Origin of the sequence: Pseudomonas sp. NPDC087814 (genome assembly GCF_044742865.1) — a bacterium.
GTDB lineage: Bacteria > Pseudomonadota > Gammaproteobacteria > Pseudomonadales > Pseudomonadaceae > Aquipseudomonas.
This window is the reverse complement of sequence record NZ_JBIUVK010000037.1, coordinates 47,751-60,842: the sequence shown is the minus strand read 5'-3', so window position 1 is coordinate 60,842 and position 13,092 is coordinate 47,751. Positions and strand designations below refer to the sequence as shown.

Annotated in this window: 11 protein-coding genes and 1 pseudogene; 5 read left to right on the top strand and 7 right to left on the bottom strand. The window is 62.1% G+C overall.

What is annotated here, in order from left to right; translation table 11 throughout:
- Window positions 1-92: 92 nt before the first annotated feature.
- The 4 genes and pseudogenes from accB to ACIOMR_RS22645 all read right to left on the bottom strand — a co-directional run bounded on the left by accB (window position 93) and on the right by ACIOMR_RS22645 (window position 4,984).
- A complete protein-coding gene (accB, locus tag ACIOMR_RS22660) occupies window positions 93-554 on the bottom strand; it encodes an acetyl-CoA carboxylase biotin carboxyl carrier protein (protein WP_003217309.1) in 462 nt (153 codons plus the stop codon).
- Between the two features lie 25 nt (window positions 555-579).
- On the bottom strand, window positions 580-1,035 hold the full coding sequence (gene aroQ / locus ACIOMR_RS22655) for a type II 3-dehydroquinate dehydratase (RefSeq protein ID WP_003217307.1): 456 nt from the start codon (window positions 1,033-1,035) through the stop codon (window positions 580-582).
- A 264-nt stretch (window positions 1,036-1,299) separates the two neighbouring features.
- Window positions 1,300-1,794 (bottom strand): annotated as a pseudogene (locus ACIOMR_RS22650) (methyl-accepting chemotaxis protein); the annotation flags it as partial.
- 1,519 nt (window positions 1,795-3,313) lie between these two features.
- Window positions 3,314-4,984, bottom strand: coding sequence for a PleD family two-component system response regulator (locus ACIOMR_RS22645; RefSeq protein ID WP_008439016.1), 1,671 nt, complete (start codon window positions 4,982-4,984; stop codon window positions 3,314-3,316).
- Window positions 4,985-5,258: 274 nt separating this feature from the next.
- On the opposite strand from ACIOMR_RS22645, the gene ACIOMR_RS22640 reads away from it, so the two are divergent.
- From ACIOMR_RS22640 to ACIOMR_RS22620, 5 genes are all read left to right on the top strand, one after another.
- Window positions 5,259-6,326: a DUF2333 family protein gene (locus ACIOMR_RS22640; RefSeq protein WP_003217301.1), complete on the top strand. Its 1,068-nt coding sequence runs from the start codon at window positions 5,259-5,261 to the stop codon at window positions 6,324-6,326.
- A 2-nt stretch (window positions 6,327-6,328) separates the two neighbouring features.
- Window positions 6,329-6,865 (top strand): NUDIX hydrolase, encoded by a 537-nt coding sequence (locus ACIOMR_RS22635; protein WP_008439015.1) that lies wholly within the window; start codon window positions 6,329-6,331, stop codon window positions 6,863-6,865.
- Window positions 6,866-7,162: 297 nt separating this feature from the next.
- Entirely contained in the window at window positions 7,163-7,534 is a 372-nt protein-coding gene (locus tag ACIOMR_RS22630; RefSeq protein WP_003217297.1) for a translation initiation factor Sui1, read from the top strand.
- A gap of 212 nt (window positions 7,535-7,746) precedes the next feature.
- A complete protein-coding gene (speA, locus tag ACIOMR_RS22625; protein ID WP_003217295.1) occupies window positions 7,747-9,660 on the top strand; it encodes an arginine decarboxylase in 1,914 nt (637 codons plus the stop codon).
- A gap of 181 nt (window positions 9,661-9,841) precedes the next feature.
- The gene (locus tag ACIOMR_RS22620) at window positions 9,842-10,705 is read left to right on the top strand and encodes an alpha/beta hydrolase (protein ID WP_008439014.1); all 864 of its coding nucleotides are present in this window, start codon (window positions 9,842-9,844) and stop codon (window positions 10,703-10,705) included.
- Here ACIOMR_RS22620 and ACIOMR_RS22615 read toward each other — a convergent pair.
- The 3 genes from ACIOMR_RS22615 to ACIOMR_RS22605 all read right to left on the bottom strand — a co-directional run bounded on the left by ACIOMR_RS22615 (window position 10,689) and on the right by ACIOMR_RS22605 (window position 13,087).
- A complete protein-coding gene (locus ACIOMR_RS22615) occupies window positions 10,689-12,035 on the bottom strand; it encodes an MATE family efflux transporter (RefSeq protein ID WP_177039731.1) in 1,347 nt (448 codons plus the stop codon). The two genes, ACIOMR_RS22620 and ACIOMR_RS22615, sit on opposite strands and share 17 nt — an antisense overlap.
- Window positions 12,036-12,199: 164 nt before the next feature.
- Entirely contained in the window at window positions 12,200-12,502 is a 303-nt protein-coding gene (locus tag ACIOMR_RS22610) for a DUF6124 family protein (RefSeq protein ID WP_023659366.1), read from the bottom strand.
- Window positions 12,503-12,796: 294 nt separating this feature from the next.
- Window positions 12,797-13,087, bottom strand: coding sequence for a hypothetical protein (locus ACIOMR_RS22605; RefSeq protein WP_003212934.1), 291 nt, complete (start codon window positions 13,085-13,087; stop codon window positions 12,797-12,799).
- Between the last annotated feature and the right edge of the window lie 5 nt (window positions 13,088-13,092).

The following is a 13,092-nucleotide window of genomic DNA, read 5'->3' as shown; positions in this document are numbered from 1 at the left end:
GCCCATGATACGCAGCGCCATCTCCCCCCGGTTCGCCATCAGGACTTTTTGCAGTTTCTTCGCAGGTTTCAACAACGAAGGCGCTCCGCGGTTCAAACGATGGTGAACAGCGGCTGGTCGTACTCAACCGGCTGACCGTTTTCTACCAGGATGGATTCGATGACGCCGGCTTTTTCCGCCGTGATGTGGTTCATCATCTTCATCGCTTCAACGATGCAGATGGTGTCGCCCACTTTCACGGTTGCGCCGACTTCAACGAAGGCTGGCGAGGTCGGTGCCGGGGTGCGGTAGAAGGTACCGACCATTGGCGACTTGACCACGAAACCGTTCAGTTTTGGAGCCGCAGGGGCTTCGGCAGCAGCCGCGACCGGAGCAGCCGCCACGGGTGCAGCGGCCGGAGCCGGCGCTTGCATCTGTGGTGCGTAGAACTGTTGGGCCGGGGTCTTGCTGTGACGGCTGATCCGTACGGACTCCTCGCCTTCCTTGATCTCCAGCTCGTCGATACCGGATTCTTCCAGCAGTTCGATCAGTTTCTTAACTTTACGGATATCCATGAATCATCAACTCCCAAAGGGTCGGTCAGGGGCGCTTGGCCGTGTCTTCAAGCTGTTCCAGGGCGGCCTCCAGGGCCAGTCGGTAACCGCTGGCGCCAAGGCCGCAGATCACTCCTACCGCAACGTCGGAGAAGTAAGAGTGATGGCGGAAAGGTTCGCGTTTGTGCACGTTCGATAAATGCACTTCGATGAATGGGATGCTCACCGCCAGCAGCGCGTCACGTAATGCAACGCTTGTGTGCGTAAAAGCGGCGGGATTGATCAGGATAAAGTCCACGCCTTCGCTGCGCGCGGCATGGATGCGATCAATCAGTTCGTACTCGGCATTGCTTTGCAGGTAGAGCAAATGGTGGCCGGCATCACGTGCCCGTCGTTCCAGATCGAGGTTGATCTGTTCGAGGGTCACTGCCCCGTAGACGCCCGGTTCGCGGGTGCCGAGCAGGTTCAGGTTGGGTCCGTGAAGAACCAGTAAGGTCGCCATCGGCTGTTCCTTGTTATTGATGTGGGCACGGTAGAACCCGGCGACTATGCCGCAAAGGCTTTGTGACTGTCCAGTTCTATGCAGTAGGCAGCACGATTAGCGAGGATTGCGCAAAATATGTGACCGCAAGGCTGAATCCGGTCAGTGTGGGAGCTGGCTTGCCTGCGATGGCGGTGGTTCAGCCGCCACATGCGTTGACGGGTGCGCCGCCTTCGCGAGCAAGCCCGCTCCCACATTTTGATCTTCACAAGACGGGAGAGCCGGTCAGACGCGGAATGCCTGCACGGCGGTGTTGAGTTGCCCGCCTAGTACCAATAAGTGCTCGCCCTGGCGGCGTCCCTGGCCAATTCGCAGCAAGTTGTCCTCGCCCAGCTGGTGAATCCGCTCGCTGTTATCGCGGATTTCACTCACGGCGCCACTTTGCTGGGCCGTCACATCGGCGATCCGCACGGCGGTGTCGGAAATGGTCTGGATCGCCCCGACGATTTCATCCAGCGCGCCGTCAGCCGCCTGGGCTTGTTCGGCAGTGGCCTCGGCGTGTTCGACCTGGGCACGCATGCCTTCCACCGATTGCCGGGCGGCGGTTTGCAGGCCGGCGATCAGGTGCTGGATTTCGGCGGTGGCGCCAGCGGTGCGCTGGGCCAGGGTGCGCACCTCATCGGCCACCACGGCGAACCCGCGCCCGGCTTCACCGGCCCGGGCGGCTTCGATGGCGGCGTTCAGCGCCAGCAGGTTGGTCTGGTCGGCAATCGAGCGAATCACCGTGAGAACGCCGCCGATGGTCGCGGACTCTTCGGCGAGTTTCTCGATCATCTGCGCATTTATCTGCACTTCGCCGACCAATGCGTGCAACCCGGTCAGGCTCAGGCCGATCACCCGTTGGCCCTGTTCCACGGCTTGGCCTGCACTGCGGCTGGCCTGGGCGGCCTGGCTGGCGTCGCCGGCAACCTGCTGGATCGTGGCTTCCAGTTCGCCCAGGGAATCGCGAATCTGCGCGGTGTCACCGGCCTGGCGCTCGGCACCGTCGTGCATGCCGCTGCTCAATTCCGCCAGGGCGCTGCTGCTGCCGGCCACTTGCTCGGCGTTGCCGCGGATGGTGCCCACCAGGTCCACCAGATAAGCACGCAGGCGATTCAGGGACTCCTCGATATCGTGCAGTTCGCGGTTGGTCTTGCCCAGGGCAATGTGTTGGCTGAAGTCACCTTCGGCCCAGGTGGACAAGGCCGGCGCCAGGTTGGTCAGCACCCGCGCCAGGCGCCGCTGCAAGGTGTCGATCAAGAGGGCGATCAGCAGAATCAGGCCGATCATCACGCCTTGCATCAGCCGCACTTCGCCCTGGATCTGCGCGTGCTGGGCGCGCACCACAGGCTCCAGCCCGGCGATGGCTTGCTGCACGGCGTTGATTTTCAGGTGGGTGGCGGTGGCCAGTTCGGTGCGTTGCTGGATTTGTTCGCGGGTGCGTTTCAGCTCGGCGGGGTAGCGGGTCAGCAGGCTGTTGAGTTCGCGCTTGAGGTCGACGCCGGTGTCCTGGGCCACGGTTTTTTCAGTGTTTTCCAGGCCCATCATGGCCGAGAAATCGTCGGTACTGGACTCGCTGCTGGCGGTCACCCCCAGTAATGGCAGCTGCCCCAGCACGTCAGCCTGGCTGCGGATATTACTGACTTCGCGCTCCACATCGTCAGCCAGTTCGCTGCGCCCGCTGCTCACCAGCTTGTCCCGGGCCAGGGAGAGTTTCGCCAGGTGCTGGGACGCAGCGAGCAACGGCGGCAGATAGCGCGCCGCCTCGGGCGTACTGACGCCGCTGGCGTACTGGTTCAGTTGCTCCAGGTTGGCACCGAGTTCGCGTTCGGCTTGCAGCAACAGGGCTTGCGGGTCGCCGGCCAGCTTACCGGCGGCCAGCAGGTCGGTCTTGCCGAAGGTGTCCAGGTCGGCAAGGCTGGGGCGCAGGTTTTGCGCCAGCTCTGCGGGTAACTCATCCAGCTGCTGCAACAGGTTTTCCAGACTCTGGCTGGCGCTGCTCAGGCGCAGGGCGTCGCCGCTGGCGAGGTAATCGTCGATATTGCGCGCGGCCTGGTTCTGGAACGTCTGCGACAGGCCAAGGTAGCGCTCCATCAGCAGGTAAGGCCGTTCCAGGGCACGTTGCGACCACCAGAGCGTAGCGCCCAGGGCCAGGCAAACGGCGACCAGAAGGAGGGTGTTCAGATTCGTCAGCAGCTTCAGGCGCATGCGTGGTTTCAACCGACAGCAGAAGTAAGTGCCTGAAGTTATTGCGTTTCCATTACAGAGTTATGACGGATTCGGTGGATTCCGGTGAAAAGGTGGCACTTTGCTTTGATGCGCGCGCCGACATCACCCGGTTACGCCCGGCATCCTTGGCGCGGTACAGGGCCTCGTCGGCCTGGGCCGCCATCATCAGGCTGTCGGAGCCGTCGCAGAGCTCCACCACGCCGGCACTGAACGTGCACCACAAATCCTGGGGCTGGGCGGGATAGTGAATCTCGGCAAAGCGCCCGCGAATCTCGTCAAGTACTTGGCAAGCCCTGTCGAGGTCGGTGTCGGGCATCACGATGGCAAATTCTTCGCCGCCGTAACGGCCTATATAGTCGGTCTTGCGCAGGCGCTGCTTGAGAAACAGCGCGAGGCTCTTGATCACCCGGTCGCCCATGGGGTGGCCGTGGCTGTCGTTGACCCGCTTGAAGTGGTCGATGTCGAGCATCGCAAAACTCAGCGGCTTGCTCTCGCGGCGCGCGCGGAAGCTGCAGTCTTCGAGCAGTTGCAGGATGTGGGTGTGGTTGTACAGCCCGGTGAGGCTGTCGCGCACCATCCGCGCCTTGAGGTTGCGTGCCCGCGCGGCGCGGTTGCGTACGGTGGTGATCAGGTGCCGGGGCTTGATCGGTTTGGTGAGGAAGTCGTCGCCGCCTTCGCTCATGGCGTCCAGTTGCTTGTCCAGGTCGTCTTCGGCCGAGAGGTAGATGATCGGCACGCTGACGTAGCGGTCATTGTGACGGATCACCTTGGCCAGCTCGGTACCGGTGCAGGCCGGCATATACATGTCGAGGATGATCAGGTCGGGCTGGAAGTCCGCCAGCTCGGCCATGGCCTGGATCGGTTCGATCAGGGTGCGGGTGACGATGCCGGCGCTGTTGAGCAGGCGCTCGGTGTGCATCGCCTGGGCCCGCGAGTCGTCGATGATCAGCACTTTATAAGGTTCGTACTGGGCGACGCAGGTCAGCACTTCGATTTTTTCCAGCAGGCTCGACGCCTCCAGGGTGCCGGTGAGGAACTCCTGGCCGCCGGCGCGCACGGCGGCCAGGCGGGTGGGGGTGTCGGTTTCGTGCAGGCTGAAAAACAGCAGCGGCAGCTTTTGCTCCAGGCCTTCCTGGGCTTCGGCGGCGAGCTTCAGGCCGAGGCCGGCGCCGCAGAAATCCACATCCATCACAATGGCCGCCGGCAAGCGCTCGGCCATGGATGAGCGAAACGCCGCCACGCTGTCGAGGGACTGGGCGCTCAAGCCGAAAAATTCCAGCTGCTTGGCCAGGCGGTCGGCGCGGTCGTGATCGGCCAGCATCACGTAGATCGGCTTGCGCATCGGCGGCAGCAGGGTTTGTTCCAGCTGGTCGCCCTGGCGCAGCCCGGTGCGCGACAGGCGCTGCATCAAACGGTTGAGTTCGGTGATCAGGTGGCTGCTCAGACGGCCGCGGTTGTCATCCACCGCCTTGAGTGAAGCGCCGATCTGGTGCGCCAACTGGCCGTGTTCCGGCTGCTCAAAGCGTTCGGCAAAACGCAGCAGGCGCAGGTTGGCCTCACTGAGCTCTGACAGGTCAGTGGTCGACCATTCGCTGCGTTGCAGGCGCTGCCAGATCTCAAGAATTTGACGTGCCTGATGAATTACCCGCTGGGCAAAATGGTGCTTGAGACGCTCACGGCTGGGGTCTTCTGGCTCGGTCATATCCTGACTACTAGTTAGGCTGCATGCTGAGGTCGAACTGATGGCTCTATGCTAGCACCTCTTTTCCGTTGCACGAGTGTCATACGTCAATTAACTGCAAGGTCGCAGAGATTCATTTATCGACCATGCAGTCGCGCGGGCGTAAACAGCGTGCATCCTTTATAGTCGAACCGCGTACTCGCGCCACCCTGGCTAAAAGCGCCGCACTGCTCGGCACGATGGGGCAGGGTTGTGGTCGTAGCTATTGAACTCAAGTGATTGAAAGGATATCGCCATGCTGGACTGGAAAAACCGCGCAGGCAGTGCAAAGGGCCCGGCCCCTGAAACCAAGTCGGCCCCCCGCAGCTATTTCCGTAACCTGCTGATGAGCCGCGCGTTGCTCTCGCTGGTTGCGTTGTACCTGTTGGTCACCGGTGCCCTGGGTTGGTACTGGAGCGAAGAGCCTGCGTTGTTCCCGGTCCAGCAGAATGCGCAAATTGCCGCCGAGAAGGATGGCAAGCAGATGGTGGTGGGCTTTACCACCGTCGAAACCCTCAAGACGGTGGTGGGCACCCTGCTGAACAAGCCGGGTGGCTACATTTCCAACGACCGTTTCCCGCCGGGCCTGTGGATGGACAACATGCCGAGCTGGGAATACGGCGTACTGGTGCAGGTGCGTGACCTGACCCGTGCCCTGCGCAAGGACTTCGCCCGCTCCCAGTCGCAGTCGGCGGAAGACGCAGACCTGGCCAAGGCCGAACCGCGCTTCAACTTCGACAACAAGAGCTGGGTGCTGCCGTCCAGCGAGTCGGAATACCAGGAAGGCATCAATTCCCTGAGCCGCTACGAAGCGCGCTTGTCCGACCCGAATCAAAAAGGCGCGCTGTTCTATGCACGTGCCGACAACCTCAACAACTGGCTGGGTGATGTGGCGACCCGCCTGGGTTCGCTGTCGCAACGGCTGTCGGCCAGTGTGGGCCGGGTCAAGCTCAACACCGCGCTGAAAACCGAAGCGCTGGCGCCGGGTGAAGTGCCGCAGGTCGACGAAGAAGTGGTGGAAACCCCATGGATGCAGATCGACAACGTGTTCTACGAAGCCCGCGGCCAGGCCTGGGCCCTGTCGCACCTGCTGCGCGCCATTGAAGTCGACTTCGCCGATGTGCTGGCCAAGAAGAACGCCACCGTCAGCGTGCGCCAGATCATTCGTGAGCTGGAAGCTTCGCAAGAGCCGGTATGGAGCCCGATGATTCTCAACGGCAGTGGCTTTGGCATCCTGGCCAACCATTCGCTGGTCATGGCCAACTATATTTCCCGGGCCAACGCTGCAGTGATCGACCTGCGTCAGCTCCTGAACCAGGGTTGATGATGGACGCTTCCACCAGGGAGGCAGCGCACCGCGCCGCCTCCGACGCCGAACTGATTGCCTGGGTCGACGAGCAGGACAACCTGCTCGGCAGCCTCGTACGTTCCGATCTGCGCCGGCGCGGGCTGATCGGGCGCTGCACCTTTATCTTCCTGTTCAACTCGGCCGGTGAGCTGTGTGTGCACCGGCGCACCCTGAGCAAAGCCATGTACCCGGGTTTCTGGGACACGGCGGCGGGCGGAATGGTGGCGGCCCACGAGTCCTATGCCGAATCGGCGGCCCGTGAGCTGGAAGAAGAGTTGGGCGTCAGCGGCGTCGAACTGACCGCCCACGATCACTTCTACTTCGAAGACGGCGACAGCCGGCTCTGGTGCACCTCGTTCTCGGCCGTGTGGGACGGGCCGCTGCGAATCCAGCCGGAAGAAGTCATGGAGGCGCGCTTTCTGCCCCTGGCGACGGTGCTTCAGGAGGCCGAGCAAAAGCCCTATTGCCCGGATGCCCAGGAAGGGTTGCGTCGTTATTTGGCCCTGCGTCGCTAAAGTTGCATAAATTGGCGCGATTTGGCTCTTAGCAAGGGGCGTTTTTGCCGTTACACTGCGCGACTTTTCAGGCTGAACCGCTGTTGTTCCACCCTGTAGGAGCGAGCTTGCTCGCGAAAAACGTAAGCACGACGCGTGCTGTCTGAAGGCCCGCGTTATCGTTGACGACCTTCGCGAGCAAGCTCGCTCCTACAGTGGTTTGAACATCGGCGGCTCAGTAGCGCTGCCCCTGCCTGAGTGGGGCTTCGCGGTCGATGATCCCATCGATCAGTCTTTGTCCTCCCAAGAGGATTGCCGGTGGCCAAAAAAGCCGCATCCTTCGCCGCCCTTGGTGGCCTGGTATTTTCCACCGACGCAGGTCGACACTGCCCGGACTGTCGCCAGCCCGTGGACGCTTGTACCTGCAAAACAACCCTGATTCCCGAAGGCGATGGTATTGCCCGCGTTCGTCGCGAGAGCAAGGGCCGTGGCGGCAAGACAGTGACCACCATCACTGGCGTGCCCCTGGCCGAAGAAGCCTTGAAGGAACTGGCCACCACGCTGAAAAAGCGCTGTGGCACCGGTGGCGCCCTGAAAGACGGCGTGATCGAGATCCAGGGCGACCACGTCGAGTTGCTGTTGGCCGAGCTGATCAAGCTGGGTTACAAGGCGAAGAAATCCGGCGGCTAGCAGCCTCTGTGAAAACCACCCCGATAGCCCGCTGGCTGAACGCGAACTGTCGTCTCCATGGTTTTCACAGAGCCTGTTCCTGACCGGTGTCTAAACTCTGTCCTGCAAGTGGGGTCTACCCCTCTCACAGGCAAATCGTCATTTTCATTCTTTAGACTGCGCCAGCCTCTGATCAGGCCGGTGCACTTCGACTTCATTTATAGGGGACTTCGATGTCCGTACGACGCACACGCAAAGACGATGGCAGCCAATGGACAGTTGCGGACAGCCGCAGTGTTTACGGGATTCGCCATTGGGGGGCCGGGTATTTCGCGATCAATGATGCCGGTCGCGTTGAAGTCCGTCCGAACGGCCCGAACAGCACGCCTGTGGACCTGTACGAGCAAGTCGACGAGCTGCGCAAAAGCGGCCTGTCCCTGCCGTTGCTGGTGCGCTTCCCCGACATCCTGCAAGACCGCGTGCGCCAGCTGACCGGCGCGTTCGACTCCAATATCGAGCGCCTGGAATACCAGAGCAAATACACCGCGCTGTACCCGATCAAGGTGAACCAGCAGGAAGCGGTGATCGAGAACATCATCGCCACCCAGGACGTGTCCATTGGCCTGGAAGCCGGCTCCAAGCCCGAGCTGCTGGCCGTGCTGGCCCTGGCGCCGAAAGGCGGCACCATCGTCTGCAACGGTTACAAGGACCGTGAGTTCATCCGCCTCGCGCTGATGGGCCAGAAGCTGGGCCACAACGTGTTCATCGTGATCGAGAAAGAATCCGAAGTCGGCCTGGTGATCGAAGAAGCCGCCAACCTCAAGGTCAAGCCGCAGGTGGGCCTGCGGGTGCGCCTGTCGTCCCTGGCGTCGAGCAAGTGGGCGGACACCGGCGGCGAGAAATCCAAATTCGGTCTGTCGGCGGCGCAATTGTTGTCGGTGGTCGAGCGCTTCCGCGCGGCGGGCCTGGACCAGGGCATCCGCCTGCTGCACTTCCACATGGGTTCGCAGATCGCCAACCTGGCCGACTACCAGCACGGGTTCAAGGAAGCCATTCGTTACTACGGCGAACTGCGCAACCTCGGCCTGCCGGTGGACCACATCGACGTGGGCGGCGGCCTGGGCGTGGACTACGACGGTACCCACTCGCGTAACGCCAGCTCGATCAACTACGACATGGACGACTACGCCGGCGTGGTCGTGGGCATGCTCAAGGAATTCTGCGATGCGCAGAGCCTGCCGCACCCGAACATCTTCTCCGAGAGCGGCCGTTCCCTGACCGCCCACCACGCCATGCTGGTGGTGCAAGTTACCGACGTCGAGAAGCACAACGACGACGTGCCGCTGATCGAGAACAAGGAAAGCCTGCCGGAAACCGTGCAATGGCTGGTGGACCTGCTGGGCCCGACCGACATTGAAATGGTCACCGAAACCTACTGGCGCGCCACTCACTACATGAGCGACGTGGCAACCCAGTACGCCGACGGCAAGATCACCCTGGCCGAGAAGGCCTTGGCTGAACAATGCTACTTCGCCGTCTGCCGCCGCCTGCACGACTCGCTGAAAGCCCGCCAGCGTTCCCACCGTCAGGTGCTGGACGAGCTCAACGACAAGCTGGCCGACAAGTACATCTGCAACTTCTCGGTCTTCCAGAGCCTGCCGGACACCTGGGCCATCGGCCAGGTGCTGCCGATATTGCCGCTGCATCGCCTCGACGAAGAGCCGTTGCGCCGTGCGGTGCTGCAGGATTTGACCTGCGACTCCGACGGCAAGATCAAGCAATACGTCGACGAGCAGAGCATCGAGACCAGCCTGCCGGTGCACGCTGTGAAAGAAGGCGAGGACTACCTGCTGGGGATCTTCCTGGTGGGTGCCTACCAGGAAATTCTTGGCGACATGCACAACCTGTTCGGTGACACCGACTCGGTGAACATCTACCAGCGTGACGACGGTTCGGTGTACAGCGCCGGGATCGAGACCCACGACACCATCGAAGACATGCTGCGCTACGTGCACTTGTCGCCGGAGGAGTTGATGACTCACTACCGTGACAAGTGCGCCAGCGCGAAGATCACGGCGGCGGAGCGGACTCAGTTCCTGGATGCGTTGCGTCTTGGTTTGACGCGTTCGTCGTACCTGTCCTCGTAAGGACACCGCTCCCAGGCTGCCAAAGATCTCAATGTGACAGAGATCCAGTGTGGGAGCGGGCTTGCTCGCGAAGGCGGTGTGTCAGTCGATACATGTGCAGACTGATACACCGCCTTCGCGAGCAAGCCCGCTCCCACATTTGGATCGCCGCAAGTCCTGCAGTTTTTATAGGGCCTGAATAATGTCGAAAAAGCTCCTGCAAGTGTTCACCCTGGCCATCGCGACGCTGCTCGCAGCCTGCTCCCCGATCAAAGTGCTCAACGCACTCACCCCCACCAGCACCTTCACCAAAACATCCGCCATCGCCTACGGCGATGACCCCCGCCAGAAACTCGATATCTACCGCCCCGTCACCGCCTTGCCCGACGCGCCCGTCGTGGTGTTTTTCTATGGCGGCAGCTGGAACAGCGGCTCAAGGGATGACTACGGTTTCGTCGGCGAAGCCCTGGCTTCGCGCGGCATCGTGGTGGTGATCGCCGACTACCGGCTTTACCCGCAAGTGCGCTACCCACTGTTTTTGCAGGACGGCGCCCAAGCAGTCGCGTGGGCGTATCAGCACAGTGCCGAATACGGCGGCGATCCCCGCAAGCTGTATGTGATGGGCCACAGTTCCGGTGCCTATAACGCGGCAATGCTGGCACTGGACCCGCAGTGGCTGGCCGGGGTTGGCCTGTCGCCGTCAGTCTTCAAGGGATGGATCGGCCTCGCCGGGCCGTATGATTTCCTGCCGATTGAAAACCGTGATGTGCGCCCGGTGTTCTTCTACCCGGACTCGCCGCCCGATTCCCAACCCATCAACCACGTGAGCCAAAGCGCACCCCCCAGCCTGTTGATTGCTTCGGTGGACGACAATCTGGTCAACCCCAAGCGCAACACCGGCGGGTTGGCGAAAAAGCTGCGAGCGGCGGGTGTGCCGGTGGAGGAGTTCTACTTCACCAAGACCAGCCACGCCACATTGGTGGCGTCGATGTCCCGGCCGCTGCGCTGGCTGGCGCCCGTGTTGGACCGGGTCACGGCGTTTATCACGTTCACGCCGGGCCAGTAAGCCAGCGGTCCTGCTTGTTCAGGCGCCAGGCAATTGCCCACAGCGTCAGGCTGCGCAGGGCCATGAACAGCAGGAAGGTTATCCACAACCCGTGGTTGCCAAGGCCCTGCAAGGCCCAGGCGAAGGGCAGCACAATCACCACCGTCAGCAGCATGCCGTTGCGCATTTCCCGGGCGCGGGTGGCGCCGATGAACAGGCCGTCCAGCAGGTAGCTCCACACGGCGATCAACGGCAGTACGGCGAGGTAGGGCAGGTAGATGTCGGCGGTTTCGCGCACGCTCGGGATATCGGTTTGCATGGCGATAAACAGGTGGCCGAACACGGCGAACAGGATCGCGAAGCCGATACTCGCCAGCAACGACCAACCACAGGCCACCACCAGCGAGCGGCGCAAGGCCTGGCGGTCGTGGGCGCCGATGGCGTGGCCGCACAAGGCTTCCACAGCGTGGGCCAGTCCGTCCAGGGCGTGGGCCGTCAGCAACAGACCATTGAGCAGCAGCGCGTTCGCCGCCACCGTGGCATCCCCCAAGCGAGCGCCCTGTACGGTGATCATGAAAAACACCGATTGCAGGGCCAGGCTGCGGATGAAGATATCGCGGTTCACCGCCAGCAGCGGGCGCCAGCTTTGCCACAGCTTGAGCGCGGCCCAGGCGATATGGCCGGGGTAGGCGCGCAGGGCTTTTTGGGTGAGGGCCAGGCCGAGCAGGGCGCCGGTCCATTCGGCGATCACCGAGGCGCGGGCCGAGCCGACCACACCCCAATCCAGACCCAGCACGAACCACAGGTTGAGCGCGATGTTCACGAGGTTGGTGGTCAGCAGAATCGCCAGCGGCGCGCGGGCGTTCTGGGTGCCAAGGAACCAGCCCACCAGCGCATAGCTGGCCAGCGCTGCGGGCAGGCCGAAGAGCCGGGTGTGGAAGAATTCGCGGGTCAGTTGGTTAAGTTCGGGCGAGGGCTGCATCCAGTCCAGCACCAGGCCGCTTAACGGAATGCCGATGCTGCCCAGCAACATCGCCAGGCCCAGCGCCAGCAGCAGTCCTTGCAACAGAATCTGCCGCAGCGCCGCGCCATCACCACGCCCGGCGGCCTGGGCGGCAAACCCGGTGGAGCCCATGCGCAGGAAACCCATGGCCCAGGCGAGGAAGGTGTACAGGCTGGCGCCAACGGCCACGGCGCCGAGTTGGTGGGCGTGGGGCAGGTGGCCGATGACCATGCTGTCCACCAGCGCCACCAGTGGTACGGAGATGTTCGACAGGATCATCGGCGCGGCGAGGGCCCACACGCGGCGGTGGGTAGGGCGGTCGCGCCAGTCGGTTAGCAGGGAAGTCATGCGGGCTCCTTTGGGGAGCGGTAGTGTAACTGTCCATTAGCTGCGCCGCAGGGCCAATGTGGGAGCGGGCTTGCTCGCGAAAGCGGTGTGTCAGTCGCCGGATGTATTGGCTGATCCACCGCTTTCGCGAGCAAGCCCGCTCCCACATTTTTGACCGCGTAGTGTCAGGTTTTGCGCGGGTGCAGGCATTCGATGGAGCGGTCGACGGTGGTCTTGGCAATTTCCAGCAAGTGCCAAACCGCCAGGATCTTCGCGCGCTGCGGGCTTTCCAGCAGTTCGCCGCAATCAAGCGCAGTCGCCGAGGCACTGCTGAGCAGGCTGGCGGTGTAGAGCAGGGAATCTTCGAAGCTCAGGTCTTCGTTGATGGTGTGGAAGCCTTGGGATGGCAGGTAATGTTCGAGGGCGCGATTGAAGGCGGCGCGGTCGTTGAGGAGGTCGCTGGGTGGATCGGGGACGAGCTTATGCATGGTGTAACTCCACTAGAAGGTAAGGAGCTGACACCCGCGCGACTAAACGAGGGTGGCGGCTGTACGCAGGTTAGTCGACCGGCTAGTGGAACCCGGCGCACCCGAAGGTGCCCTGCGCACAGCCGCCATGAAGCATGGCGACAACTTGCGCTCACTAATTCCGGGCGACTAAACCCGATCACTGATATGCAGTGAAGGGCCGAAGACTAGCCACCCATCCCAACAGGCACAAGGCCGAAAGATTGTCTCGGAAACGTCCCTCAAATTAAAGGGATTTACCCTGCTGGCCCTTTATTAATGCACCACCCAACTGAGCACCCACAGCCCGAGCATCAACCAGATAATCCCCATGATGATCGAAGCCCGCATAAACGCGCGCACCGCCGAGTACAACAGCATCAAGCCGATAATCAGCATGAGGATGCTGATGATCGAGGTGTCCATCCCCAAGGATCTGGACAGCCCGTCGACAAAGTCGCCGCCCGCGTGGGACAGGGTATTGAACAGCCCGCTGAACAACTCGACGATAAAGTGGATGATCTGGCCGATCTTGAGACCCAGCCATCCGAAAAAGTCTGTTTGCATGTGTG